The organism is Geodermatophilus telluris (assembly GCF_900102745.1).
Classification (GTDB): domain Bacteria; phylum Actinomycetota; class Actinomycetes; order Mycobacteriales; family Geodermatophilaceae; genus Geodermatophilus; species Geodermatophilus telluris.
The window spans coordinates 182,446-207,324 of the sequence record NZ_FMZF01000005.1; the positions used below are offsets into that span (position 1 = coordinate 182,446).

A 24,879-nucleotide genomic window follows, 5' to 3' on the forward strand; every position below is an offset into this window, starting at 1 on the left:
CGGTCGGACGGTGGACCCAGCCTAGCGACGGCGGCGCGGGGGCCCGGCCGCCGGGTCGTCGGCCGGGTCGTCGGCCGGGTCGTCGGCCGGGTCGTCGTCGGCCGGGTCGTCGTCGGCCGGGTCGGCGGTCGGGTCGTCGCCGCGGTCGAGGGCCCGCCACGCGTCGAGCGCCCGGTCCTCGTCGGTGCGCGGCCGGGCGGGCGGGGGCGCGGCGGCGCGCTCGTAGCGGCGGCCCATGCCCGGCCAGCGCCGCCCGCGCAGCACGACGAGCACCCCGGCCGCGACCGCGAGCGCGGCGGCCAGCAGGCACAGCACCGGCCAGGCGGCGGCCACCTCCGCGGTGCGCTCCTCCCCCGGCGCCGCGGTGCCCGGGTCGGCGCCGCCGGTGAGCACCCGCAGTCCCGACCAGGCCAGCGCCGCGCCGGCCAGCACCACGAGCACCCCGACGGCGATCCGCCCGGCGCCGCGCACCGCCAGCACCGCGACGGCCGCGGCGAGCAGCAGCAGGCCGGAGGCCGGCACCAGCGGCGCGAGCGAGGACCCGGTCAGCGCCTCGGTGCCCGGGGGCAGCGGCGGGCGGCGGGTGACGGTCACCGTCGACCAGGTCTGCCCGGCCGCCGACAGCGCGAGCGCGCCGGCGAGCGCGCAGCCGGCCAGCGCCGTCCCCCGCTCGCGCCGTCCGCTCACCGCACCTCCCGCATGCCCTCCGCGGTCGCGATCGCCGAGAGCACCGCGCGCGCCTTGTGCCGGGTCTCGGCCTCCTCGGTGGCCGGGTCGCTGTCGGCGACGATCCCGGCGCCCGCCTGCACGTAGGCCCGGCCCTGGTGCAGCACGGCGGTGCGGATGGCGATGGCCATGTCCATGTCACCGCCGGCGTCGACGTAGCCGACGGTGCCGGCGTAGAGCGCGCGCCGGGTGGGCTCGAGCGACTCGATGATCTGCATGGCCCGCGGCTTGGGGGCGCCGGAGACGGTGCCGGCCGGGAAGGTGGCGTCGAAGACGTCGAGCGCGTCGCGGCCGGGGGCGACCTGCCCGGCGACCGTCGACACCAGGTGCATGACGTGGCTGTAGAGCTCGACCCGCATGAAGTCGGGCACCTCGACCGTGCCGGGCACGCACACCCGGCCGAGGTCGTTGCGCGCGAGGTCGACCAGCATCACGTGCTCGGCGCGCTCCTTGGGGTCGGCGAGCAGGCCCTCGGCCAGCCGCACGTCCTCCTCCTCCGTGGCGCCGCGCGGGCGGGTGCCGGCCGGCGGGTGCACGACCGCGCCGGTGCCGGTCACGGTGACCAGTGCCTCGGGCGAGGAGCCGACGACGTCGAACGGCGACTCCCGCCCCGCGAAGCGCAGCAGGTACATGTACGGCGAGGGGTTGGTCGCCCGCAGCACCCGGTAGAGGTCGAGCGCGTCGACGTCGGTCTCGGTCTCGAAGCGCTGGGCGAGCACCACCTGGAAGGCGTCGCCGGCGCGGATGTGCTCGCGGATCGCCTCCACCCCGGCCTCGTACTCCCCCGGCGCCATCGTGCTGCGCACCGGCGGCGGGTCGGCCGGGGTGAACGCGGCCACGCCCGGAGGCACGGCCTTGGTCAGGTCGGCGGTCATCGCGTCCAGCCGCGCCACCGCGTCGTCCCACGCCGCGCCGGGGTCGGCGGCGCCGGGCAGCGCGTTGGCGATGAGCAGCACGGTGCCGTCGGTGTGGTCGAGGACGGCGAGGTCGGTGACCAGCGTGAGCGCGAGCTCGGGCATGCCCAGGTCGTCGGTGGCGGTGGAGGGCAGCCGCTCCAGCCGCCGGACGACGTCGTAGCCGAGGTAGCCGACCAGCCCGCCGGTGAGCCGGGGCAGGTCGGGGCGCCGCGGGGAGCGCAGCCGGCGGGCCAGCGCGCGGACGGCGGCCAGCGGGTCGGCGGGCAGGTCGTCGGTCAGCCCGGGCAGCGGGTCGCCGAGCCAGACGGCGGCGCCGTCGCGCTCGGTGAGCACACCGGCGGAGCGGACGCCGACGAAGCTGTAGCGCGACCACCGCTTGCCCTGCTCGGCGGACTCCAGCAGCACCGTGCCGGGGCGGTTGCCGGCGAGCTTGCGGTAGACGCCGACCGCGGTCTCGCCGTCGGCCAGCAGCCGCCGGGTGACGGGCACCACGGCGCCGGCCGGGCCGGCCGGGTCGGGCGCGGTGAACTCCTCGCGGGCGGGGCTGGTCTCACCGAGCCGCACGGGTGACCTCCAGGGGCCGGTGGAAGCAGGAGCGCTCGCCGGTGTGGCAGGCCGGGCCCTCCTGGTCGACGAGCAGGAGCAGCGCGTCGCCGTCGCAGTCGAGGCGCACGTCGCGCACCCACTGGCGGTGGCCGGAGGTCTCGCCCTTCACCCAGTACTCGCGGCGGCTGCGCGACCAGTAGGTGGCCCGGCCGGTGGTCAGGGTGCGGCGCAGCGCCTCGTCGTCCACCCACGCGACCATGAGCACCTCGCCGGTGTTGTGCTGCTGGACGACGGCGGCGACCAGCCCGGCGGGGTCGCGGCGCAGCAGCGCGACGACCGCGGGGTCGAGCGCGGGGACGGCGGCGGGGACGGGGAGGGCGTCGGCGGCGGGCACGCCCCGATCGTCCCACCGGCCCGGGGCCGCCCCGGTCGGCGGCCCCGCGCGGTCAGCCGGCGGCGGGCCCGGCGCCGTCGAACCAGCGCCGGGCGTCCCGGGCGAGCAGCAGGCCCACGCCCACGCCCGGCAGGACGGCGTAGAAGAGCACGAGGACGAGGAGCACCGCGACCGGGCCGGGGCCGGAGACGCCGTCGGTGAGGCCGTCGAGGGTGAGCAGCCGCACCGCCCAGTACAGGGCGATGGCCAGCTGCGCGCCGAGCGCGGCGAGCAGCGTTCCGCGGGGCACCCGGCCGTGGCGGGTGAGCGCGAGCACACCGCCGACGACGAGCGCGGCCGCCGACACCAGCTGGACCACGCAGAGCACGGTGGCCTCGGTGACCAGGCTCTCGGCCTCGCTGCCGCTCTCCCCGCCCAGGACGGCCAGCGTGCCGAGCGTGCTGGCCAGCAGGAGCACGTAGGCCGACGACAGCGCCACGACGCCGGCCTGGACGAAGCCGAGCACGGCGGCGGTGGTGACCGGCCCGGGTCGCCGCGGCCGCGGCGGCGCCGGCGGGCCCCACGGCGAGAGGCCGGGCGGATACCCCGGCCAGCCGGGGCCCGCCGGCCAGCCGGGCGCGGCGTACGCCGCGGGCGGGGCGAACGCCGGTGGCGCGGTGACCGGCGGCCCGGCGTAGCCGGCCGGCGCCGACGGGTCGGCCCAGGGGCTGCTCACAGCGCCGCCGCCAGCGCCCGGCCGGCCACCCGGCCGGAGAACAGGCAGCCACCGAGGAAGGTGCCCTCCAGCGAGCGGTAGCCGTGCACGCCGCCGCCGCCGAAGCCGGCGACCTCGCCGGCGGCGTACAGGCCGGGGAACACCTCGCCGCCGGGCCGCAGCACCCGCCCGTCGAGGTCGGTCTCCAGCCCGCCGAGGGTCTTGCGGGTGAGCAGGTTGAGCCGCACGGCGACCAGCGGGCCGGCCGCCGGGTCGAGCAGGCGGTGCGGCGGCGCGACCCGGATCAGCTTGTCCCCGAGGTAGCTGCGCGCGCCTCGGACCGCGGTCAGCTGGAGGTCCTTGGTGAACTCGTTGGCCACCTCGCGGTCGCGGGCGAGCACCTCCCGCTCGACGGCGGCCGGGTCGAGCCCGGGGCGGCCGCCGGTGACGCGGTTCATCCCGGCGACCAGCTCGGGCAGCGTCGTGGCCGTGACGAAGTCCTCGCCGCGGTCGAGGAAGGCCTGCACGGGCGCGGCCACCCCGGCCCTGACCCGCTCGAGCAGCAGCCGGAGGTCGCGGCCGGTCAGGTCGGGGTTCTGCTCGGAGCCCGAGAGCGCGAACTCCTTCTCGACGATCTTCCTGGTCGCCACGAACCAGGTGTGCTCGTGGCCGGTCTGCCCGATGTGGGCGAGCGTGCCGAGGGTGTCGAAGCCGGGGAACAGCGGCACCGGCAGCCGCCGGCCGGTGGCGTCGAGCCACAGCGACGACGGCCCGGGCAGGATGCGGATGCCGTGCCGCGCCCACACCGGCGAGTGGTTGGCGATGCCCTCGGTGTAGTGCCACATGCGGTCGCGGTTGATGAGGTTCGCGCCGGCCTTCTCGGTGGCCTCCAGCATCAGCCCGTCGACGTGCGCGGGGACGCCGGAGAGCAGCCGCTGCGGCACCGGGCCCAGGCGCGCCGGCCAGTTGCGGCGGACCAGGTCGTGGTTGCCGCCGATGCCGCCGGAGGTGACGACGACGGCCTGCGCCGACAGCTCGAAGGGGGCGACCTCGGTGCGCGAGCTGGCCTCTCCGCGGGCGGCGTCGCTCGGCTCGAGCACCCCGCCGCGGACGCCGGTGACCGTGCCGCCGGTGACCACCAGCTCGGTCACCCGGTGCCGGAAGCGCAGCTCGACCAGGCCGCGGTCGAGGGCGGCGCGCACCCGCCGGGCGAACGGCTCGACGAGGCCGGGGCCGGTGCCCCACACGATGTGGAAGCGGGGCACCGAGTTGCCGTGCCCGGTGGCGGTGTAGCCGCCGCGCTCGGCCCAGCCGACGACCGGGAAGAAGCCGACGCCCTGCTCGCGCAGCCAGGCGCGCTTCTCGCCGGCGGCGAAGTCCAGGTAGGCCTCGGCCCACTGGCGCGGCCAGTGGTCCTCGGGGCGGTCGAAGGCGGCGGTGCCGAACCAGTCCTGGCGGGCCAGCTCGAGGGAGTCGCGGACCCGCAGCCGCCGCTGCTCGGGCGAGTCGACGAGGAACAGGCCGCCGAAGGACCACCACGCCTGCCCGCCGAAGGACGCCTCGGGCTCCTGCTCGAGCAGCACCACCCGCCGGCCGGCGTCGGCCAGCTCGGCGGTGGCCACCAGCCCGGCCAGGCCGGACCCGACCACGACGACGTCTGTGTCTGTCACGGTCGGCACGCTAGCGGCCCGCGGCGCCGCCCCGGCCCGTCCCCGCCCGTCCCGGCGGCGGTGTCCTCCGCGCGGGGTGGGTCCACTGCCGGATCGGGCGGCCGAGGGCCAGCACGAGGGCGCCGACCGGCCCGGCGAGCAGCAGCAGCGCCCAGCCGACGGACCCGCCGTCCCCGAGCGCGGCGAACAGCCCCGCGACACCGAGCAGCAGCAGGGCCGGCAGCACGGCGGCGACGGCGAGCACCAGCCAGCCGCGCGCCCGGCCCCGCAGCACGAGCACCGCCCCCACCACGGCGAGCAGCGCGAGCCCCGCGGACGCGAACACGTACCAGTGCCAGCCCGGGTCGGGTTCCAGCAGCAGCCAGCCGAGGTAGAGGTCCTCGGCGGCGACCAGCAGCCCGAAGACGAAGGCGAACGGGGCGGCCGGCGGGCGCCCGGCCGGGGGCGCGGGCGGGGCGCCGCGACGGACCGCTCCCGGCGGCGCGGCGGCGGCCCGCGGGGAGCGGCGGGTGGTGGTCCGGCGGGGTGGCGGGGGCACGGCGGGCGGCGCGGGGCTCAGTCCGCGGCGCCGCGCCGGCGGGCCGCCACCCACTCCCCGCCGGCCGGCGTCATCGCCAGGACCGCGGCGGCCAGCGGGCAGACCACGAGCAGGAACGGCCAGACGCCGACCGACTGGCCGACCCGGGCGGCCATGCCGAGCACCAGCCCGGTCACCGCGAGGGACGCGGCGGCGGCCAGCACCAGGGGCCAGCGGCCGCGGCGGGTGAGCAGCCAGACGATGCCGAGCAGCTCGAGCACCGGCGGCGCCAGCAGCAGCAGCGTCCACCAGTCGCGGCCGCCGCCGCTGTCGTTGCCGAGCAGCACGGCGGTGGCCCCGACGAGGGTGAGCGGCAGCACCCCGATGCCCGCGACGACCAGGGCGGCGAGCACGAGGACGGGCATCCCGGAGGGCAGCCGGGCGGACGTCGTCACGACCGGCAGCCTAGGGCGACGCAGCGTCAGCCGACCCGGTCGGGCGTGCCGGCCGAGGAGCGGCGCCAGGAGGCGTGCAGCCGGGCGTACGGGCCGACGACGTCGACCAGCTCGCCGTGCGTGCCGCGCTGCACCACCCGGCCGGCGTCGACGACGAGCACCTCGTCGGCGCGCTCGGCGGTCGAGAGCCGGTGCGCGATGGTCAGCGTCGTGCGGCCCTCGGTGAGCCGCTCGAGGGCGTGGGTGAGCCGCCGCTCGGTGGCCGGGTCGACGGCGCTGGTGGCCTCGTCGAGCACGAGCAGGTCCGGTGCCGCCACGTGCGCGCGGGCGATGGCGACCAGCTGCCGCTCGCCGGCCGACATCGACTCGCCGCGCTGGCCGACCGAGGTGGCGACGCCGTCGGCCAGGCCGCGCACCCAGTCGCCCAGGCCCAGCTCCTCGAACGCCGCGGCGACCTGCTCGTCGGTGAGGTCGGGCCGGCCGTAGCGGACGTTGTCGGCGACGGTGGCGTCGAAGAGGAAACCGTCCTGCGGCACCATCCCGACCCGGTGGCGCAGCGAGGCGAACGCGACCTCGGTCAGCGGCACCCAGCCGGCCCGGTCCGACCCGAGCAGCACCCGCCCCCCGGTGGGGTCCATGAGCCGGGTGACCAGCTTGGCGAAGGTGGTCTTGCCCGAGCCGGTCTCCCCGACGACGGCGTAGCTGCGCTCCGGGGCGAGGGCCAGGTCGACGTCGTCGAGGGCGGCGCGGGCGCCGGGCGCGTAGCGGAACGTGACGTGCTCGAGCCGCACGCCGAGGGGGCCTGGCGGCAGCTCCCGGGCGGCGCCGGTGGCGGCGGGGTCGCGGACGTCGGGCTCGGTGTCGAGGACGTCGAGGACGCGGCGGAAGCCGGCGACGGCGTTCTGCCCCTCGTTGAGCACCTCGGTGGCGGTCTGCACCGGCGCGACGAAGAGCGTGACGAGGAACAGGAAGGCGACGAGGGTGCCCGCGCTCACCTCGCCGGCGAGCCCCAGCAGCACGCCGACGACGACGACCGCGGCGTTGGCGAGCGCGGCGACGAGCTCGCCGCTGACGAACACCGCGGCGGTGACCTTCTGCGCGTCGACCTGGGCGCGGTAGTGCCGGCCGATGGCGCGGTCGAGGCGGGCCGCCGTCCGCTCGCGGATGCCGTAGGCGCGCACCGTGGAGGCCCCGACGACGGACTCCGACACCGCGGCGAGGACGTCCCCGACCCGCTCGCGCACGATGCCGTAGGCCACCTGCAGCCGGCGGGCGAACCACCGGACGGCGACGGCCAGCGGCACGAAGCAGGCGATCACCAGCAGGGTGAGCTGCCAGGAGTAGACCGACATGACCACGGTGGCCACGACCAGCTGACCGAGGCTCACCACGCCGATGACGCCGCCCCACTGCATGAAGGTGGACAGCTGGTCGACGTCGCTGGTCACGCGGGAGACCAGCGAGCCGCGGCGCTCGCCCTGCTGGTGCAGCACCGACAGGTCGTGCACGTGCCGGAAGGCGCGCGAGCGCAGGCCGGCGAGCGCGGTCTCGGTGGTGCGGAACAGCCGCACGTTCATCCGGTACACGGCCACGCCGGTGACCAGCACGACGACCGCGCAGACCAGCACCAGCGTGCGGACCAGGCCGAGGTCGGGGCCGCCGGGGGCGAGCAGGCCGCGGTCGATGACCTGCTGGACGGCGATCGGCACGACCACCCGCCCGGCGGTGGCCACCAGCGCGAGGGCGAAGGTGGCGGGCAGGCCGCGGCGGAACTCGGGCATGGTGCGCAGCCCGCGGCGCAGCGTGGCCAGCGCGCCCTGCCGCGGCGCGGCGGCGGTGACGGCGGTGGCGGCGGCGCTCACGCCGCGACCTCCGCCTGGGCGTAGGCGCGGACCAGCGCGGCGTAGCCGGGGACGGTGGCCAGCAGCTCGTCGTGGGTGCCGCGGGCGGTGACCCGGCCCTCCTCCAGCCAGACCACCTCGTCGGCCAGCGCGATGGTGGCCTGCCGGTAGGCGACGACGACCACCGTCGAGGGCCGGTCGGCCGAGCGGAGGGCGTCGAGGATCCGGGCCTCCACCGCGGGGTCGACGGCGCTGGTGGCGTCGTCGAGGACCAGCAGCCGGGGCCGGCGGACGACCGCGCGCGCCAGCGCCAGCCGCTGCCGCTGCCCGCCGGAGAGGGTGGCGCCGCGCTCGCCGACACGGGTGTCGAGGCCCTCGGGCAGCCGGTCGACGAACTCGTCGGCGGCGGCCACCCGCAGCGCCTCGCGGACCTCCTCGTCGGGGAGGTCGGCGCCCAGGGTGACGTTGCCGCGCACGGTGTCGTCGAAGAGGAAGGTGCCCTGCGGCACGAAGGCGGCCTGCGCGCTGACCTCGCCCTCGCGCAGCCGGCGCACGTCGACGCCGTCGAGCAGCACCGCGCCGCTCGCCGGGTCGACCAGGCGCACCAGCAGCCCGGCGAGGGTGGACTTGCCCGAGCCGGTGGGCCCGACGACGGCGACCGTGGACCCGGCCGCGACGTCGAAGGTGACCCCGGAGAGCACCGGCCGGTCGGTGCCGTCGAAGACGTGGTCGACCGCGCGCAGGCCCAGTCCCGCGCCCCCCGTGCCGCCGGCCGCGGTCTCCGGGCCGTGCGGCGTCTCGCCGGTGGCGTCGAGCACCGGCGTGACCCGGTCGAAGCCGGCCAGCGCCCGCGGCAGGTCGGCGAGCACCCAGCCGATGGCGCGGATGGGCAGCGCCAGCAGGGTGAACAGGTAGGCGACGCTGACCAGGTCGCCGGCGTCGGTGGCGCCCGAGGCGACCCGCCCGGCACCGACCAGCAGCACGGCGAGCGTGCCGAGGTTGGGCAGCGCCTCCATCATCGGGTCGAACAGGCCGCGCACCCGGCCGACGGCGACCAGCCCGTCGCGCAGCTCCTCCGCGCGCTCGGTGAACCGGGCGCTCTCGACGTCCTCGCGGCCGAGGGTCTTGACCACCAGGCCGGCGTCGAAGCTCTCGTGCGCGATCTCGCTGACCTCGGCGCGCAGCTGCTGGGCACGCTGCATGCGCGGGCTCATCACCTGCGAGTAGACGGCGTTGAGGACGAAGACCAGCGGGAAGACGACCAGGCCGACGACCGCCAGCAGCGGGTCGGTGAGGACCAGCGCGACGACGGTGATCGCGATCATCACCAGGGTGCCGCAGGCGAAGGGCAGCGGGGAGACGAAGTACCAGGCGGACTCGACGTCGGAGTTGGCGTTGCTCAGCAGCTGGCCGGTCGGGTGGCGCTGGTGCCAGGCCAGCGGCAGCCGCAGGTACTGCCCGGTGACCCGCCGGCGGTAGTCGGCCTGCAGCCGGTAGGCCATGATCCCGGCGAACAGCCGGCGGCCGAGGATGCCGAGGATCTTGAGGACGGCGACGCCGAGCAGGACCGTGACGGCGAGGGTGAGCGCGCCGGCGGTGGTCTCGCCGTCGGCGAAGGCCGGGAGGACGACGCGGTCGGTGATGCCGCCGATGACGAAGGCCGACAGCACGGTCATGCCCGCGTAGAGACTGCTGGCCAGCACCGCCAGGGTGAACATCCCCCGCTGCTCGCGGACGGCCAGGCCGACGTGGCGCAGTCCGCGCCGGACGACGGCGTCTCGGGCGCGGGGCACGGGTCTCCTCGGGGTGGTGCGGCGACGGCGGCGCTCCGCACGTCGTCAGCCAGGCTAACCACCTCGGCGCGAGGGGGCGCGCGGTTTCGACGGCGGGCACGGTCGGTAACCCGCCGCGGTGACGACCTCTTCCCGCTCCCTCGCCGCGCGCGAGCGGGCGGCCCTCGCCGACCTCCTCGACGCGCTCGGCCCGGACGCGCCCACCTGCTGCGAGGGGTGGACGACGGCACACCTGGCCGCGCACCTGGTCACCCGCGACCGGCGGCCGGACGCCGGGCCCGGCTACGCGCTGGAGAAGATGCCGGTCGGGGGCGCGCTGCACGCCCACGCCACCCGGCTGGAGGACCGGCTGCGCGCCTCGACGCCCTACCCCGAGCTGGTGGCCCGGGTGCGGTCCGGTCCGCCGCGGTGGCTGCCCACGGGCTGGCCGGGCCTGGGCGACGTCGTCAACGGCGTCGAGTTCGCCGTCCACCACGAGGACGCCCGCCGCGCGCAGCCCGGCTGGGAGCCCCGCGCGCTGCCGCTGGCCGACGCCGACACGCTCTGGGGCGCCGCACAGCTGTTCGCCCGCACCGCGGCCCCGCGCCACCCCGGCGGGCTGGTGCTGCAGCGCAGCGACGTCCCCGGTCCGGGCAGGCGGATCCGCGCGGGGTCCTCGCCGACCACGGTGGAGGGCGAGCCGCTGGAGGTGCTGCTGTGGACCAGCGGCCGGACCGACGTCGCCCGGGTGGCCGTGCGGGGCGGCGCCCCGGCGGAGTGAGCTGCGGGCTCAGGCCAACGGGGTGTCCCGCTCGTGCCGGACGGGGACGCCGGCGCCGGCGAGCGCGGCCTTGACGTCGCCGATCCGCAGCGTGCCGAAGTGGAAGACGCTGGCGGCGAGCACCGCGTCGGCGCCGGCCTCGACCGCCGGCGGGAAGTGCTCGACCGCGCCCGCTCCCCCGCTGGCCACCACCGGCACGCGCACCTCGCGGCGCACCGCGCGGATGAGCTCGGTGTCGAACCCGGCGCGGGTGCCGTCGGCGTCCATGGAGTTGAGCAGCACCTCGCCCACGCCGAGCTCGGCGGCCCGCACCACCCACTCGACGGCGTCGCGGCCGGTGCCGCGGCGGCCGCCGTGGGTGGTGATCTCGAAGCCGGAGTCGGTGACCGCGCCGTCGCGCACCCGGCGGGCGTCGAGGGAGAGCACGAGCACCTGGCTGCCGAAGCGGTCGGCGATCTCGCTGATCAGCTCCGGCCGGGCGACGGCGGCGGTGTTCACCGCGACCTTGTCCGCGCCGGCCCGCAGCAGCCGGTCGACGTCGTCGGGGCTGCGCACGCCGCCGCCGACGGTGAGCGGGATGAAGACGCTCTCGGCGGTGCGGCGGACGACGTCGTAGGTGGTCTCGCGGTCGCCGGAGCTGGCGGTGATGTCGAGGAAGGTGAGCTCGTCGGCGCCCTCGGCGTCGTAGACGCGGGCCATCTCCACCGGGTCGCCGGCGTCGCGCAGGTCGACGAAGTTGACGCCCTTGACCACCCGGCCGGCGTCGACGTCCAGGCACGGGATCACCCGCACGGCGAGGGTCACGGCAGCCGCACCGCGTCGGCCTCGACCTCGACGAGCATGTCGGGGTGCAGCAGGGCGGCGACGCCGATCATCGCGGTGGCCGGGCGGACGGCGCCGAACACCTCGCCGTGGACGCGCCCGACCTCCTCCCAGCGGGAGGTGTCGGTGACGTACATGCGGGTGCGGACGACGTCGGCAGGGGCGAACCCGGCCGAGGCGAGCGCGTCGACCAGCACGCCGAAGGCCACCCGCGCCTGCGCGGCCACGTCGCCGGGGTGCACGACCTCGCCGTCGACGGTGGCGGTGCAGCCGCTCACCCACGCGGAGTCCGCGGCGACGACGACCCGGCTGTAGCCGACGACGTCCTCCCAGGGTCCGCCGGAGCCGATCCGCCGCACGGTCACGCCGACGCCTCGCGGGTGACGGCGAGCGCCTCGGGCAGCGTGAAGGCGCCCGCGTAGAGGGCCTTGCCGACGATGGCGCCCTCGACGCCGACGGCGGCCAGCCCGGCCAGCGCCCGGATGTCGTCGAGGGAGCTGACCCCGCCGGAGGCGATCACCGGCTTCGGGGTGGCGGCGCAGACCTCGCGCAGCAGGTCGAGGTTGGGGCCGCGCAGCGTGCCGTCCTTGGTGATGTCGGTGACCACGTAGCGGGCGCAGCCCTCGGCGTCGAGGCGGGCGAGGGTCTCGTAGAGCTCGCCGCCCTCGCGGGTCCAGCCGCGGGCGGCCAGCCGGGTGCCGCGGACGTCGAGGCCGACGGCGATGCGGTCGCCGTGCTCGGCGATGGCGCGGGCACACCACTCGGGCGACTCCAGCGCGGCAGTGCCCAGGTTGACGCGGCGGCAGCCGGTGGCCAGCGCCGCGGCGAGGCTCTCGTCGTCGCGGATGCCCCCGGACAGCTCCACGTCGACGTCGAGCTCGCCGACCACGCGGGCGAGCAGCTCGCGGTTGCTGCCGCGGCCGAAGGCGGCGTCGAGGTCGACGAGGTGCACCCAGCCGGCGCCGTCGCGCTGCCACTGCAGGGCGGCGTCGAGGGGGTCGCCGTAGGAGGTCTCGCTGCCGGCCTCCCCCTGCACGAGGCGGACGGCCTGGCCGTCGGCGACGTCGACGGCGGGGAGCAGCTGCAGGGTCGGCACGGCGTCCAGCCTAGGGACCGGGTCCGGGCGCCCCGACCGCCCCGGGCAGGCTGCCGGGCGTGGAGTTCGCCGACGTCGTCCGCAGGCGCCGCATGGTGCGCGACTACGACCCCGACCGGCCGGTGCCCCCGGAGGTGCGCGACCGGCTGCTCGAGCACGCCACCCGGGCGCCGTCGGCCGGGTTCACCCAGGGCTGGGCGTTCCTGGTGCTCGAGTCGGCGGCCGACCGGGAGCTGTTCTGGTCGGTGACGGCGTCCGAGGGGGCGCCCGACGCCTGGCTGACCCGGATGCGGCGGGCACCGCTGCTGGTGGTGCCGTTGTCGTCGAAGGACGCCTACCTCGACCGCTACGCCGAGCCCGACAAGGGCTGGACCGACCGGGAGGAGGCGCGCTGGCCGGTGCCCTACTGGGACGTCGACGCCGGGATGGCGGCGCTGCTGATCCTGCTCACCGCCGTCGACGAGGGGCTGGGCGCCTGCCTGTTCGGCGTCCCGGCGGAGCGGGTGGACGGCTTCCGCGCGGCGTTCGGCGTCCCGCCGTCCCACCGGCCGGTGGGCGTCGTGTCGGTCGGCTACCCGGGCGCGGACGACCGCCGCTCACCGTCGCTGCGCAGGGGCCGGCGGAGCCTCGACGAGGTCGTCCACCGGGGGCGCTGGTTGACTCCCGGCCCGTGACCTCCTCCTCACGCGCCGTCCTCGTCACCGGTGGCTCCCGCGGCATCGGCCGCGCGGTCGCCCGGGCCTTCGCCGAGCGGGGCGACCGGGTGGCCGTGCACTGGGGTGCCTCCCGCGACCGCGCCGAGGCCGTGCTCGCCGAGCTCCCGGGGTCCGGGCACGTGCTGGTGCAGGCCGATCTGGCCGACGCGGAGTCCGTCGGGGTGATGGTCGACGACGCGGCCGGGGCGCTGGGCGGGCTGGACGTGCTGGTCAACAACGCCGGCGTCTTCGTGGCCTCCCCGCCGCTGACCTCCTCCTACGAGCACTGGCAGCAGGTGTGGGCGGAGACGCTCGCGGTGAACCTGGTGGGCGCGGCCAACGCGACCTTCCGCGCGGTGCCGCACCTGCGGGCCGCCGGGGGCGGCGCGGTGGTGAACGTGTCCAGCCGCGGGGCGTTCCGCGGCGAGCCGGACAACCCGGCCTACGGCGCGTCGAAGGCCGGCATGAACGCCCTCGCCCAGTCGATGGCGCTCGCGCTGGCGCCCCTGGGCATCTCGGTGACCGCCGTGGCGCCGGGCTTCGTGCAGACCGAGATGGCGCGCGAGGTGCTCGACGGGCCGGGCGGCGACGCCGTCCGCGCGCAGTCGCCGTACGGGCGGGTCGCGCGGCCGGAGGAGGTGGCCGCGGCGGTGCTGTGGCTGGCCTCGCCGGAGGCACGGTTCAGCACCGGCACGATCGTCGACGTGAACGGGGCGTCCTACCTGCGCAGCTGAGCGGGCACCCGCTCACGCGGCGGCCAGGCGGTACCCCATGCCGCGCACCGTCTCGATCCGCCCGGCGCCGAGCTTCCTGCGCAGGTAGCGGACGTACACGTCGACGACGTTGGAGCCGGGGTCGAAGTCGTAGCCCCAGACGTGGCTGAGCAGCTGCTCACGGGCCAGCACCTGGCCGGGGTGGCGCAGGAAGGTCTCGGCGAGGGCGAACTCGCGGGCCGAGAGGTCGACCGTGCGGCCGCCCACGCTGGCCCGGCGGGTGCGCAGGTCCAGCGACAGGTCGCCGACCGTCAGCACGGCCACCTCGCCCTGGCGCGCGCCGGCCAGCCGCAGCCGCACCCGCGCGAGCAGCTCCTCGAAGCGGAAGGGCTTGGGCACGTAGTCGTCGGCGCCGCCCTCCAGGCCGGCCACGGTGTCCTGGACGCTGTCGCGGGCGGTCAGCACGACCACCGGCACGGCGCAGCGCTCGGCGCGCAGGGCGCGCAGCACGGCGAACCCGTCGAGCAGGGGCAGGCCGATGTCGAGGACGACGAGGTCGAACTCGCCGCTGCGGGCGCGGTCGAGGGCGGTCAGCCCGTCGCCGACCACCGCGGTGGCGAACCCGTTGGCCCGCAGGCCCTTCTCGACGAACGCGGCGATCCGCGGCTCGTCCTCGGCGATCAGCACCCTGCTCACCGGGCTCCTCCCTCGACGGCGGCCGGCGGCAGTGTGGCAAGAGGGTCGGAGGCGTCGGTGTCGGCGTCCCGCGGTGGTGCCGGCCGGGCCGGGAGGACGAGGGTGAAGGTCGCTCCCTCGCCCGGGCGGCTGTCCAGCTCGACGCGGCCGCCGTGCGCGGCGGCGATGGCCCGCACGATCGACAGGCCGAGGCCGGCGCCGTCGCCGCGGCGGGCGCCGGAGCTGCCCCGCGCGAAGCGCTCGAACACCCGCGCCTGGTCGGCCTCGGCGATGCCCGGGCCGGTGTCCTCGACCCACACGAGCAGCTCGCCGCCGGTCAGCCGGCTGCCCACGACGACGCGGTCGCCGGGCTCGGTGTAGCGGACGGCGTTGTCGGCCAGCGCGACCAGCGCCTGGGTGAGCCGCTGCGGGTCGAGCAGGAGGTCGGCACGGGCGGTGCCGGCGAGCTGCCAGTCGCGGTCGCCGAGGCGGCGCACCTTGCCGAGGACCTCGGTGGTGAGCTCGGCGACGTCGACCGGCTGGGGGCGCACGAACTCCGGCTGCTCGGCGCGGGCGAGCAGCAGCAGCTCGGAGACGATGCGGTTCATCCGCTCGAGCTCGTCGTCGACGAGGGCGACGGTCTGCCGGACGTCGTCGGGGTCGGTGGGGTCGAGGACGTCCAGGTGGCCGCGGACGATGGTGATCGGCGTCCGCAGCTCGTGGCCGGCGTCGTCGAGGAAGCGGCGCTGCGCGGCGACGCCGGACTCCACCCGGTCGAGCATGGCGTTGACGGCGACGGCGAGGTCGGTGAGCTCGTCGGGCGGCCGGTCGTCGACGCGGATGCGCCCGGACAGATCGGTCTCGGTGATGCCCTGGGCGGTGCCGGCCACCGCGCGCACCGGGGCGAGCACCCGTCCGGCGACCACCCACGCGCCGGCCGCGGCCAGCAGCAGCGTGACCGCGCCGACGCCGAGCATGAGCGTGGCGGTGTCGTCGGCGGCCTGGCGCTCCTGGTCGGCGAAGTAGGCGACGACGGCGACACCGCGTGACGGGTCGCCCTCCAGCGTCACCGGGACGGCGAGGTAGCGGACCTCCCCCGCCCCGCTGGCGTAGCGCCCCCAGGTGGTCTCCTCGACCGAGCCGACGAGCGCGGTGAACGCGGCGTCCTCGCTGAGCAGGACGGGCGCCTCGATGCGGCTCTGGAAGCGGTACCCGCCGTCGACGTAGCCGAGGAACTTCTCGTTCGGCCGGGCGAGGTTGTAGGTGATCATCGTCTGCAGGACGTCGGCCACCGAGGCGAACGGCTCGCCGCTGCGCGGGTCGACGTCCCCCTCGATGATCCGCCGGAACTCGCCGACCTCGGCCCGCAGCGCGACGTCCATGCGATCGTCGGTGGCGCGCACGAGCAGCTGCCAGGTGACCAGCGTGACCACGGCCAGCGCCATCAGCACCATGAGCAGGACCCAGCCGATGATCCGCGTCCGGGCGGCCCGGGGCGCCAGACGGCTCCGGACGCGACCGCGCCACCCGACCGGCGTCGGCTGATCAGCCGGCACCGTCGCCGACGCCGTCGGCATCGGCGGTGTCACGGGGCCCGTCGTCATCGCCGCCATCGTCGTCGTCATCGGCGTCGCTGTCGTCGTCCGGTAGTGGTGGTGGGGGGACGACGTCGGTCTGCTGCGGCGTGGGCGGTGGCGTGGACTCGGGCGCGGGCCCCGGCGCACCGGTGCCGGCCGGTGGGTCCGAGCGACCGTCGGCCGGGGTGTCGCCGGGCGCCTCGCGGGCCGGGACGTCGATCGGCGGCGGGACCGGTGCCCGCCCCGCACCGCCGCTGCCGCCGGAGCCGCCGAGCAGCGCCCACGCCGTCGCGCCGGCGAGCAGCACGGCGGCCAGTCCGGCCAGCACGGCGAGCAGCGGACGGGAGCGCACGCCGCCGAGGTTCGGCCGCGCCGGTGACGGACCCGTGAGATCCGGATGAGAGGGCTCTCACGGGAGCGGTCGTCCCGGTTCCGGACCCACCCGGCTCAGGAGGGGCAGCAGGACACGTCCGGCGGCGCGTCGTCCGCGGCGGGCGGGTCACCCCCGCCGCCTCGACGCGGCGCCGTCCCGGTCGCGGAGGCGTCGGGCAGCACCCGTGGCGGGTCGGTGACCCGGGTGACCCCGGAGGGCGCGGTCACCTCGAGCCGCCCTCCGGGCAGCAGCCGGAAGCGCCAGCCGCGGGCGTGGGTCTTGAGCCGGTGGTGTCTGCGGCACAGGCAGCAGAGGTTGTCGCAGTCGGTGTGGCCCTGCGGCCAGGGCACGACGTGGTCGGCGTCGACCCGGCCCACCGGCCGGGTGCAGTGCGGGTGGCGGCAGCGCCGGTCGCGGGCGTGCACCACCCGGCGCTGGCCTCGCGTGGGCCGGTACCGGCGGGTGCGTGGCGGGCGCCGGAGTCCCTTCCCCCGGGCTCCGCGCTGCAGCTCTCGCGGGGTCACGGCCGTCACCAGGTCGCCGGTGTGGTCGTGCAGCGCGAACTCGAGCGTGCCGCCGTCGGGCCGGTGCAGGGACAGCGCGCCCACCTGGGCGAGCAGCGCCCGGCACTCCGCGGCGCTCACCGGGTGGCCGTCGACCTCGGCCGGCTCGTCCCCGCCCTGCAGCGTGGCCAGGTTCGCGTGCACGACCAGGGAGACGGCGACGCCGGGGCGGGTGGCCCACGGTCGCAGCACCAGGTCCTGGAGCACCTCGGCGCGCAGCTGGCCGATCGGGCGCTCGTCGCCGTCGGCCCGCAGCTGCCGGGCCAGGCCGTCGACGGCCTTGCCGCAGGCTACCGCGGCCGCGAGCGGGAGGTCGGTGGCCAGGCGGGCCATCCCGTCCTCGGTGGCCCACCAGCGCACGTCCGCGTCGGCCCGGGCCTGACGGTGCCGCCGCTCCCGGGCGGCGGGGTCCAGCCGGTCGATGCAGCGGCGGATGCTCGCCCGCAGGCTCGTCGGCGTCTGCTCCCCCGCCCGCGCCAGCACCTGGGCCTCGACCCGGGCGGCCAGGTCGTCCGCGAGCGGCTCGAGCAGGTCGACGACCGCCTCGGCGCGCGCCTCGTCGATCTCGCCCCGGGCCAGCAGCCGCAGCGTCGCCGGGAAGCGCGACGTCAGGGCCAACGACGTGCGGATCACTCGGCTCGCCCGCCGCTCGCCGTACGGGTGGACCAGCGCGAGCTCGCACGGCAGCCACTCACTGACGTCCATGACCTCGCGCACCGGCCGCCCGCCGTCGGCGGGTCGCTGGTCGGCCAGCCGGCCCACCAGCTCCGCCCTCTCGGCGGCCAGGGCGGCGGCCCGGCGCTCCGCGAGCTGGAGGAGGCGGACCACCCAGTGGTCGGGCAGGGCGGCGCGCTCGGCGCTGCCGGGCGGGCACATCCGTGCCATGAACTCGTCGGTGGACGGCAACGGCCCGATCGCCGCGCGCAGCTCCTCCCGCGAGACCGGGGTGCCGTCGTCGGCGAAGCAGCCGAGGGACCGCACCGTCCCGTCGGGGTGGACCTCCGCACGTTCGTACACGTGTTCGACACTAGCCGATCATCCTGGCCTCCGCTCGGTGAATCCCCAGGTCAGGACGTCGTCCACAGATCCGCACGCCGGCTGGCAGGCTCGTGACGTGCCGTCCGGACCGTCGTCGCTGGCCGACCTCTGGGAGGAGCACCGGCGCAGCCCGTTCCCCACCCGCCTCCGGGAAGCTGACGTCGACGGCGTCGACCTGGTCACCCTCGACGCCGGTGTGGCCGGCTGTGTCCGGACCGTCCTCGCCGGGGGCCGGCTCGGCCCTGACGACACCGGCCTGCTGCGGGACGCCGAGGCCGCGCTCGGCGGGCTGGGAACGCTCGACGAGCAGGAGCGGGCGTACGTCGAGCGGCTGCGCACGCTGGCGGCGCTGACCCACGCCGGTTGAGGCAGACACCGCCGTCAGCCGAGGTCGGTCGTCGCCCCCACGACCACGAGGTCGGAGCTGTGCGTGCCGGCCGCGTCGACGCCGGCCGGCCGCGGCTCGAAGCCCGGCAGGCCCGCCAGCCCGTCGCTGCCGTCGACCACCCGCAGGCTCAGCGGGCCGCCACCCTCCACGGTGAACGTCGCCTCCAGGCCCGTGCGCGGCGGCGCGTGGAAGGTCAGCCACAGCCGGTCGGCCCCCAGCGCGTCCTCGGGCACGTCCCGGGCCTCGGCACGGGCGGCGACCACCCGCCCGCCGCCGGTGCGGAGGTCGAGCACCACCAGCCGGACGTCGCGCTGCGGCCGCACCCGCACGGTCACCGTCCGCCGGCCGTCCGCGACGGAGTCCTCCAGCACCTCGACCGTCGACGGCGGCAGGTCGGCCACCTCCGCCGGCCCGACCGCGACCGCGCGGCCGGCGAGGTAGGGGTACTCGTGCGGCAGCGTCCGCGGCGTGCCGACGTAGCGCGACGTGTACTCCCCCGGCTGCGACTCCGTGCTGGCCCACCACGCCTCGCCCGTGTCGGCCTCCAGCGCGTAGACCAGCTGGCTGGGCACCGGGTGCTGCTGGTCGAACCGGTCGACGGCGATCCCCACGACGGTCAGCGCGACCACCAGCACCGCGGCCGCACCGGGCACCGCCAGCGCGCGCAGCCGTCCGGGACCGGCCGGGAACAGCTCCTCGACCACCGGCAGCAGCGCGAGCACCAGCAGGGTCGTCACCGCCGCCGGTGCCGCCCCGCCGGCCAGCCCGAGCGCCGGGAAGAACAGCGCCACGGTGGGCGCCAGCACGACCACGGCGACCGCCCCGGCCAGCAGCCCGGCGGCCAGCCGCAGCGACCGCGACCCCGCGGGCAGCAGCGCGACCAGCGCCCCGGCCAGCGCGGGCAGCGCCGCCAGGTAGGAGCCGCCGGGCGCCAGCGCCGCCAGCACGACCGCGAGGACGGCGAGCAGCGCGAGCGCGCCGGTGCGCAGCGCCGGCGCACCCAGCCGCCGCCGCAGCAGCGCGTACCAGGCCAGCACCACCAGCAGGACGACGGCGACCGCGGCCAGCCGGAACCACCCCGGCCGCCACGGGTCGAGCATCGAGGCGTACCCCGGCCGCAGCAGCACCAGCAACCGCCACAGCCCGACCACGCCGAGCGGCGCGAGCACCAGCGGCACGACGGCGGCCGCGGTGCCCAGCAGCGTCCGCGGCAGCGGGGAGCCCCGCCGCCGGTCGACGACGGCCAGCGCGGCCGCCCCGAGCACCGCCGCCGCGGCCAGCGGCCACACCAGCCACCCCGGGTAGCGGGCCAGCCCCGACAGCAGCGGGAAGTAGGTGGCGTCGCCGTCCCCGGGCCGGGCGAGGTCGGTCAGGTCGGCGTCGCCGAGCTCGCGGGTCAGCGCCAGGGTGTTGTCGCCGAGCGCCTGCAGCGTGCTGCGGTCGAGCCGCGAGGGGGTGTCCTGCGGCGTGTGGTAGGCGGCGTTGCCGTCGATGAAGGCGGTGTTGAGGCCGGTGAAGCCGCGCGCCAGCAGCACGCTGAAGTCGGTGTCGTTGGGCAGCGTCCGGTACACCTCGACGGCGAAGCTGGTGGCCACCGGGTGCGGCGCCGCGGCGGCGTACCGCGCGGCCAGGCCCGCGTTGCCCAGCGAGGTCTCGAACGTGATCGGCGGGCCGGTGGTGCCGCGCGCCTCCAGGTTGAGCACCACGCCGCCCTGCGGGGCCAGCGGGTGGCTCGCGGCGAACGCCTCGGCGCCGCAGAGGCAGGCCTCCTCGGCGTCGGTGAGCACCAGCACGACGTCGTTGCGCAGCGACCCGCCCTCGCGCAGCGCCCGCACCGTCTCCAGCAGCGTGGCGACCCCGGCGGTGTCGTCGCTCGCGCCCGGACCGGTCTCCACCGAGTCGGTGTGCGCGACGAGGAACAGCCGCCCGGTGGGCTCGCTGCCCGGCAGGACGGCGACGACGTTGCGGACGCGGGCCATCTCCGCCCCGCCCGGCGCGGACTGCCAGGTGCCGACGGCGTTCTGCACGCGGGTGTCCAGGCCGAGGTCGGTCAGGGCGGAGACCAGCCCGTCGACCACCCGGCCGTGCGCGTCGCTGCCCGCGACGTGCGTCTCCGCGGCGAACCGCTCGACGTGCTCGAACGCCCGCGCCGCGCTGAACGACGTCGCCGGCGCGTCGGCCGGAGCCGGTGCCGGCGGCTGCAGCGCCAGCACGCTCCACGCCGCCAGGCCGGCCAGCAGGGCCAGCGCGAGGAGCGGGGCGAGCAGCCCCCGCTCGGGGACGGGGGGACGGGCGGCGGGCAACGGGTCCTCCTCGACCGGGCCGGGACCGGGTCACCCTAGGTCGGGCGGGGGGACACTCCGGGGATGCCGGCCGTGCACCTCCCGCGCCGCGCCGGGCGGCGCACCAACCTCGGCCTGCTCGCCCTCCTGCTGCTGGCCGGCGGCACCGGCGTGCTCGCCTTCGGCGTCGGGACGCCGCTGCCCGCCCGGCTGGTGGCCGCCGCGCACGGCGCCGCGGGGCTGGGCCTGCTGCTGCTGGTGCCGTGGAAGGCTGTCGTCGTCCGGCGGTCGCGGTCGCGCCCGGCCGGGCGCCGCGACCCGGTCGCCGCCTGGGCGCTGGCCGTCCTCCTGCTGCTCACGCTGGTCACCGGGGTGGTGCACACCGCGACGGGCGCCACGCTGGGCGGCGTCGGCCTGCTGCAGGTGCACGTCGCCGCCGGCGTCGGCACCGGCGCGCTGCTCGTCGTGCACGCGGTCGGCAGCCGGCAGCGGCCGCGCCCGGCCGACCTGTCCCGGCGGGCGCTGCTGCGCGCCGGCGCGCTGGCCGCCGGGTCCGTGGCGCTGTGGGGCGCGGTCGAGGGCGGCCTGCGGCTGGCCGGCGCGCCGGGCGCCCGGCGGCTCGGGACCGGCTCGCACGAGCGCGGCAGCGGGGACCCCGCCGCGATGCCGGTCACCCAGTGGTTCACCGACACCGTCCCCGCCGACGCCGGCTCCGACCCCGACGACACCGTCGAGCTGGTCGCGGGCAGCCGCACCACCCGGCTGCGCGCCGCCGACCTCGACCGCGGCGACCGCGTCACCGCCGTCCTCGACTGCACCGGCGGCTGGTACGCCGAGCAGCAGTGGCGCGGGGTGCGGCTGGACAGGCTGCTCGCCGGGCTGGACCTGCCCGACGGCGGCAGCGTCGACGTGGTCGCCGTCAGCGGGTACCGGCGGCGACTGCCGCTCCGCGACGCGGGGTCGCTGCTGCTGGCCACCCACTGCGCGGGCCGGCCGCTGTCGGCCGGGCACGGCGCGCCGGTGCGGCTGGTGGCGCCCGGCCGGCGCGGCTACTGGTGGGTGAAGTGGGTGCGGCGGGTGGAGGTCGTGGACGCGCCGTGGTGGGCGCAGCCGCCGGTCCCCCTCCGGTGACTCAGAGGGTGGCCAACCAGTTGGTGAGCAGCTGCGCGCCGGCGTCGCCGCTCTTCTCGGGGTGGAACTGGGTGGCCGACAGGGCCGCGTTCTCCACCCCGGCGACGAACCGGTCGCCGTGCTCGGCCCAGGTCACCTTCGGCGGCGCGAGCGGGCCGGGACGGCCGTCCTGGCCGAGGGGGAACTCGCGGACGCCGTAGGAGTGCACGAAGTAGAAGCGCTCGTCGGCCAGGCCGGCGAACAGCACGCTGTCGGCGGGTGCGGAGACGGTGTTCCAGCCCATGTGCGGCAGGACCGGCGCCTGCAGCTGCTCGACCGTGCCGGGCCACTCGCCGCAGCCCTCGGCGTCGTGGCCGTGCTCGACGCCGCGCTCGAAGAGCACCTGCATGCCCACGCAGATGCCCAGCACCGGGCGCCCGCCGGCCAGCCGGCGGCCGATGGTGCGCGGCCCGTCGACGGCGCGCAGCTCCTGGACGCAGTGCGCGAAGGCACCGACCCCGGGGACGACGAGACCGTCGGCCTCCAGCGCCGCCTCCCGGTCGGCGGTCACGGTGACCTCGGCGCCGACGCGGTGCAGCGCCCGCTCGGCCGACCTCAGGTTGCCCGAACCATAGTCGAGGACGACCACCTTCTTCACGCCTGCCACGGTACCGAGCAGCGCCGCGGGCCCCGGCGGGATTCCCGGCCCGGGAACGGGGACCCGCCCCACCCTCGGGGGTGAGCGCCGGGCGCACCCGGCTCAAGACGGGCCCCCGGCCGGGCGATGTGCCGGTCATGCGACCACTGGCACAGGACGAGGAGCGCGTCGACTTCTGGCGCCGGCACACGATCGGCGGTGTCGTGCTCTGCGTCGTGCTGCCCGTCATCGTCCTGGTGCGCACCTGGATCACCGCCGGAGTGCCCAACGCCGCGGTGATCGTGCCCATCGCGCTGGCCGTCGCTGTCCCGGCGCCCCTGCTGCTGCTGGTCCCCGTGGAGCGGCTGGTCCGCCACCCCCGCGGCCGGCTGTTCTACGACGCCTGGGAGGCCGCCGGCATCGCGCTGGTGATCGTGCTGTGCCTGCTCGACGGCGGGACGACGAGCCCCTACGTGCTGTTCCTGTTCGTGCTGCTGGCGCACGCCGCGCTCGCCTACCCCCCGATCGGCGTGGCGCTGGCCGGGACGACGATCGTCGCGGGCTACCTGACGATGGGCCTGGTCGACGGCAGCCTGCGCCCCTCCGACCTGCTCGTCGGCGTCCTGGCGCTGGCCGTGGCCACCGGCACCTGCGCCTTCGCCTCGGCCAACCACGTCCGCGCCTACGAGCGCACCGCCGCCTACGCCCAGGAGATCGCCGCGCTCGCCCGGCGCGACGGGCTCACCGGGACGCTGAACCACCGCGCCTTCCACGAGCGGCTGGACGCCCACGTGCGGCGGTCCGCGGCCGACCACCCGGTCAGCCTGCTCATCGTCGACGTCGACTCGTTCAAGACCGTCAACGACACCTTCGGCCACCCGGCCGGTGACGGCGTGCTGCAGCTGGTGGGCGCCACGCTGACCGAGCTGACCCGCCCCGGCGACGTCGCCGGCCGCCTCGGCGGTGACGAGTTCGCGCTGCTGCTGCCGGGCACCGCCACGCCCGAGGCCGCCGCGATCGCCGAGCGGCTGCGGGCCCGGGTCGGCTCCGCCGACGCCGCGCTCGGCGCGACCCTCAGCGTGGGCGTCGCCACGGCCACCGCCCCCGACGCCACCGCGCTGCACGCCGCCGCCGACGCGGCCGCGTACCGCGCCAAGCGCGGTGGCCGCGACCGGGTGGTCACCGCCGCGGACGGCACCGAGGGCACCGCGCACAGCACCGAGGACACCGCCGTCCCCGTCCCCTGAGCCGCCCGGGTCAGCGGTCCCAGGGCAGCACGGTGAGCTCGGGCCACACGGCCTGCCAGCGGGCGGCCTTGGTCTCGTAGACCTCCCGGGGGGCGGGACTGTCCGGATTGGGCCGCACGACCATGCCGAGGGCGTCGTCGAGGCCGTACGGCGCGTACAGCCGCGGCCGGCCGTCCTCCGTGGTCAGCGCCACCGAGCAGCACACCGCGGCGAAGACGTCGACGGCGTCGGTGCACGAGCGGAAGGCCGGAGGCGCCGCGGTGCCGAAGCGGCCGGCGTACCAGAGGTGCACCCGCGCCTCGTTGCGCACCTCGACCGGCACGGGCACGTCCGCGAAGAGGTCCGCGGCGCGGCGGATGACGGCGTCCTCGGCTTCCCACGAGGTGTCGGCGTCCCAGTAGAAGAGGTCGGCGTCGCGGACGCCGGTGCCCGGCGGCCGGCCGGTGAGCCCGTTCCACGCCGCCTGGAACAGCACCCCGGCGGTCAGCCACCACTCCCCGAGTCCCAGAGCCGGTGCCCGGTCGAGCACCGCGGCCACCACCGGGTCGGCGAGGACGAGCGCCAGGAACCGGCCGCTCAGATCAACCGCAGGATCCCCGACGCCGTCGCCAGCAGCGCCGCGACCAGCAGGACGAGCGCGAACACCACCTGCGGTCCGGTGCGGCCCTTCGTGTCGTGGTCGGCCCGCCAGATGCTCCACGCCCCGCCCAGCAGGAACCCGCCGACGACGACGAGGACGGCGCCGGAGGACACCTAGAGGGCGCCCTTGGTGGAGGGCACGTCGGCGACCCGGGGGTCGATGGCGACCGCGGTGCGCAGCGCCCGCGCGAGCGCCTTGAACTGGCCCTCGACGATGTGGTGGGCGTCGCGGCCGGCGTAGAGCACCCGCACGTGCAGGGTGATCCGCGCGTTGAACGCGAACGACTCCAGCACGTGCTTCGTCAGCGACGTCGGGTAGTCCGGCCCGATCACCGGCGTCATCGTCTCGGGCTCGGCGTGCACGAAGTAGGGCCGGCCCGACAGGTCGACGGCGGCCTGCACGAGCACCTCGTCCATGGGGATGGTGGCGTCGCCGTAGCGGGTGATGCCCTTCTTGTCCCCGAGCGCCTCGCCGAACGCCTGGCCGAGTGCGATGGCGACGTCCTCGACCGTGTGGTGGGCGTCGATGTGCAGGTCGCCGTCGGCCTGCACGGTGAGGTCGATGCCGCTGTGCTTGGACAGCGCGGTCAGCATGTGGTCGTAGAAGCCGACGCCGGTGCTGATCGAGCTCGTCCCGGTGCCGTCGAGGTCGACCTCGACGACGAGCTTGGTCTCGCTGGTCGCCCGCTCGACGCGTGCAGTACGGCTCAT

27 protein-coding genes are annotated in these 24,879 nt (G+C 77.1%); 6 read left to right on the forward strand and 21 right to left on the reverse strand.

What is annotated here, in order from left to right; all coding sequences use genetic code 11:
* Positions 1 to 21: 21 nt before the first annotated feature.
* From BLQ97_RS16810 to BLQ97_RS16850, 9 genes are read right to left on the reverse strand one after another with little or no spacing between them, the layout of a single operon-like run.
* Positions 22 to 687, reverse strand: a complete 666-nt coding sequence (locus BLQ97_RS16810) for a Trp biosynthesis-associated membrane protein (RefSeq protein ID WP_091367162.1) — start codon at positions 685 to 687, stop codon at positions 22 to 24.
* Positions 684 to 2,207, reverse strand: coding sequence for an anthranilate synthase component I (locus BLQ97_RS16815; protein ID WP_091367163.1), 1,524 nt, complete (start codon positions 2,205 to 2,207; stop codon positions 684 to 686). Before BLQ97_RS16815 ends, BLQ97_RS16810 begins: the two co-directional genes overlap by 4 nt.
* Complete coding sequence (gene hisI, locus BLQ97_RS16820) at positions 2,194 to 2,583, reverse strand: phosphoribosyl-AMP cyclohydrolase (protein WP_091367164.1); 390 nt, start codon at positions 2,581 to 2,583, stop codon at positions 2,194 to 2,196. Before hisI ends, BLQ97_RS16815 begins: the two co-directional genes overlap by 14 nt.
* A 52-nt stretch (positions 2,584 to 2,635) precedes the next feature.
* On the reverse strand, positions 2,636 to 3,298 hold the full coding sequence (locus BLQ97_RS16825) for a hypothetical protein (RefSeq protein ID WP_091367165.1): 663 nt from the start codon (positions 3,296 to 3,298) through the stop codon (positions 2,636 to 2,638).
* Positions 3,295 to 4,947 (reverse strand): FAD-binding dehydrogenase, encoded by a 1,653-nt coding sequence (locus BLQ97_RS16830; RefSeq protein WP_091367369.1) that lies wholly within the window; start codon positions 4,945 to 4,947, stop codon positions 3,295 to 3,297. Before BLQ97_RS16830 ends, BLQ97_RS16825 begins: the two co-directional genes overlap by 4 nt.
* 10 nt (positions 4,948 to 4,957) lie before the next feature.
* On the reverse strand, positions 4,958 to 5,485 hold the full coding sequence (locus tag BLQ97_RS16835) for a hypothetical protein (protein WP_139173713.1): 528 nt from the start codon (positions 5,483 to 5,485) through the stop codon (positions 4,958 to 4,960).
* A 17-nt stretch (positions 5,486 to 5,502) separates the two neighbouring features.
* On the reverse strand, positions 5,503 to 5,919 hold the full coding sequence (locus BLQ97_RS16840) for a hypothetical protein (RefSeq protein ID WP_091367167.1): 417 nt from the start codon (positions 5,917 to 5,919) through the stop codon (positions 5,503 to 5,505).
* A 26-nt stretch (positions 5,920 to 5,945) separates the two neighbouring features.
* The gene (locus tag BLQ97_RS16845; RefSeq protein ID WP_245692323.1) at positions 5,946 to 7,781 is read right to left on the reverse strand and encodes an ABC transporter ATP-binding protein; all 1,836 of its coding nucleotides are present in this window, start codon (positions 7,779 to 7,781) and stop codon (positions 5,946 to 5,948) included.
* The gene (locus BLQ97_RS16850) at positions 7,778 to 9,553 is read right to left on the reverse strand and encodes an ABC transporter ATP-binding protein (protein ID WP_091367168.1); all 1,776 of its coding nucleotides are present in this window, start codon (positions 9,551 to 9,553) and stop codon (positions 7,778 to 7,780) included. The genes BLQ97_RS16845 and BLQ97_RS16850 overlap by 4 nt, the downstream gene beginning before the upstream one ends.
* 118 nt (positions 9,554 to 9,671) lie before the next feature.
* Between BLQ97_RS16850 and BLQ97_RS16855 the strand changes: the two genes are divergently transcribed.
* Positions 9,672 to 10,313: a TIGR03085 family metal-binding protein gene (locus BLQ97_RS16855; protein ID WP_091367169.1), complete on the forward strand. Its 642-nt coding sequence runs from the start codon at positions 9,672 to 9,674 to the stop codon at positions 10,311 to 10,313.
* Positions 10,314 to 10,322: 9 nt separating this feature from the next.
* Here the strand turns inward: BLQ97_RS16855 and hisF are convergent, their stop codons facing one another.
* From hisF to priA, 3 genes are read right to left on the reverse strand one after another with little or no spacing between them, the layout of a single operon-like run.
* The gene (gene hisF, locus BLQ97_RS16860) at positions 10,323 to 11,117 is read right to left on the reverse strand and encodes an imidazole glycerol phosphate synthase subunit HisF (protein ID WP_091367170.1); all 795 of its coding nucleotides are present in this window, start codon (positions 11,115 to 11,117) and stop codon (positions 10,323 to 10,325) included.
* Positions 11,114 to 11,500 carry a RidA family protein gene (locus tag BLQ97_RS16865; RefSeq protein ID WP_091367171.1) on the reverse strand — a complete coding sequence of 129 codons (387 nt, stop codon included), beginning with the start codon at positions 11,498 to 11,500 and terminating at the stop codon, positions 11,114 to 11,116. The genes hisF and BLQ97_RS16865 overlap by 4 nt, the downstream gene beginning before the upstream one ends.
* Positions 11,497 to 12,231, reverse strand: coding sequence for a bifunctional 1-(5-phosphoribosyl)-5-((5-phosphoribosylamino)methylideneamino)imidazole-4-carboxamide isomerase/phosphoribosylanthranilate isomerase PriA (gene priA, locus BLQ97_RS16870; RefSeq protein WP_091367172.1), 735 nt, complete (start codon positions 12,229 to 12,231; stop codon positions 11,497 to 11,499). Before priA ends, BLQ97_RS16865 begins: the two co-directional genes overlap by 4 nt.
* Positions 12,232 to 12,290: 59 nt before the next feature.
* Between priA and BLQ97_RS16875 the strand changes: the two genes are divergently transcribed.
* Both BLQ97_RS16875 and BLQ97_RS16880 read left to right on the forward strand, forming a co-directional pair.
* Entirely contained in the window at positions 12,291 to 12,905 is a 615-nt protein-coding gene (locus tag BLQ97_RS16875; protein WP_091367173.1) for a nitroreductase family protein, read from the forward strand.
* The gene (locus BLQ97_RS16880; RefSeq protein ID WP_091367174.1) at positions 12,902 to 13,660 is read left to right on the forward strand and encodes an SDR family NAD(P)-dependent oxidoreductase; all 759 of its coding nucleotides are present in this window, start codon (positions 12,902 to 12,904) and stop codon (positions 13,658 to 13,660) included. Before BLQ97_RS16875 ends, BLQ97_RS16880 begins: the two co-directional genes overlap by 4 nt.
* A gap of 12 nt (positions 13,661 to 13,672) precedes the next feature.
* Here the strand turns inward: BLQ97_RS16880 and BLQ97_RS16885 are convergent, their stop codons facing one another.
* From BLQ97_RS16885 to BLQ97_RS16900, 4 genes are all read right to left on the reverse strand, one after another.
* Entirely contained in the window at positions 13,673 to 14,335 is a 663-nt protein-coding gene (locus BLQ97_RS16885) for a response regulator transcription factor (protein ID WP_091367175.1), read from the reverse strand.
* Positions 14,332 to 15,918, reverse strand: a complete 1,587-nt coding sequence (locus BLQ97_RS16890) for a sensor histidine kinase (protein WP_245692325.1) — start codon at positions 15,916 to 15,918, stop codon at positions 14,332 to 14,334. The genes BLQ97_RS16885 and BLQ97_RS16890 overlap by 4 nt, the downstream gene beginning before the upstream one ends.
* A complete protein-coding gene (locus BLQ97_RS16895; RefSeq protein ID WP_091367177.1) occupies positions 15,860 to 16,243 on the reverse strand; it encodes a hypothetical protein in 384 nt (127 codons plus the stop codon). Before BLQ97_RS16895 ends, BLQ97_RS16890 begins: the two co-directional genes overlap by 59 nt.
* Positions 16,244 to 16,338: 95 nt before the next feature.
* Positions 16,339 to 17,844, reverse strand: coding sequence for an HNH endonuclease signature motif containing protein (locus BLQ97_RS16900; RefSeq protein ID WP_091367178.1), 1,506 nt, complete (start codon positions 17,842 to 17,844; stop codon positions 16,339 to 16,341).
* Positions 17,845 to 17,941: 97 nt separating this feature from the next.
* On the opposite strand from BLQ97_RS16900, the gene BLQ97_RS16905 reads away from it, so the two are divergent.
* Positions 17,942 to 18,232, forward strand: coding sequence for a hypothetical protein (locus tag BLQ97_RS16905; protein ID WP_091367179.1), 291 nt, complete (start codon positions 17,942 to 17,944; stop codon positions 18,230 to 18,232).
* Positions 18,233 to 18,246: 14 nt separating this feature from the next.
* Here the strand turns inward: BLQ97_RS16905 and BLQ97_RS16910 are convergent, their stop codons facing one another.
* Complete coding sequence (locus BLQ97_RS16910) at positions 18,247 to 20,556, reverse strand: M20/M25/M40 family metallo-hydrolase (protein WP_091367180.1); 2,310 nt, start codon at positions 20,554 to 20,556, stop codon at positions 18,247 to 18,249.
* A 63-nt stretch (positions 20,557 to 20,619) separates the two neighbouring features.
* On the opposite strand from BLQ97_RS16910, the gene BLQ97_RS16915 reads away from it, so the two are divergent.
* On the forward strand, positions 20,620 to 21,666 hold the full coding sequence (locus BLQ97_RS16915; protein WP_091367181.1) for a molybdopterin-dependent oxidoreductase: 1,047 nt from the start codon (positions 20,620 to 20,622) through the stop codon (positions 21,664 to 21,666).
* Position 21,667: 1 nt separating this feature from the next.
* On the opposite strand, the gene hisH is transcribed toward BLQ97_RS16915, so the two are convergent.
* Positions 21,668 to 22,303, reverse strand: coding sequence for an imidazole glycerol phosphate synthase subunit HisH (gene hisH / locus BLQ97_RS16920; protein ID WP_091367182.1), 636 nt, complete (start codon positions 22,301 to 22,303; stop codon positions 21,668 to 21,670).
* Between the two features lie 137 nt (positions 22,304 to 22,440).
* Here hisH and BLQ97_RS16925 point away from each other — a divergent pair, with 137 nt between their 5' ends.
* Complete coding sequence (locus tag BLQ97_RS16925; RefSeq protein WP_139173715.1) at positions 22,441 to 23,529, forward strand: GGDEF domain-containing protein; 1,089 nt, start codon at positions 22,441 to 22,443, stop codon at positions 23,527 to 23,529.
* 10 nt (positions 23,530 to 23,539) lie between these two features.
* Here the strand turns inward: BLQ97_RS16925 and BLQ97_RS16930 are convergent, their stop codons facing one another.
* From BLQ97_RS16930 to hisB, 3 genes are read right to left on the reverse strand one after another with little or no spacing between them, the layout of a single operon-like run.
* Complete coding sequence (locus BLQ97_RS16930) at positions 23,540 to 24,058, reverse strand: nucleotidyltransferase family protein (protein ID WP_217637236.1); 519 nt, start codon at positions 24,056 to 24,058, stop codon at positions 23,540 to 23,542.
* Between the two features lie 47 nt (positions 24,059 to 24,105).
* Entirely contained in the window at positions 24,106 to 24,282 is a 177-nt protein-coding gene (locus tag BLQ97_RS23425; RefSeq protein ID WP_175471787.1) for a hypothetical protein, read from the reverse strand.
* Positions 24,283 to 24,879: an imidazoleglycerol-phosphate dehydratase HisB gene (hisB, locus tag BLQ97_RS16935; protein ID WP_091367184.1), complete on the reverse strand. Its 597-nt coding sequence runs from the start codon at positions 24,877 to 24,879 to the stop codon at positions 24,283 to 24,285.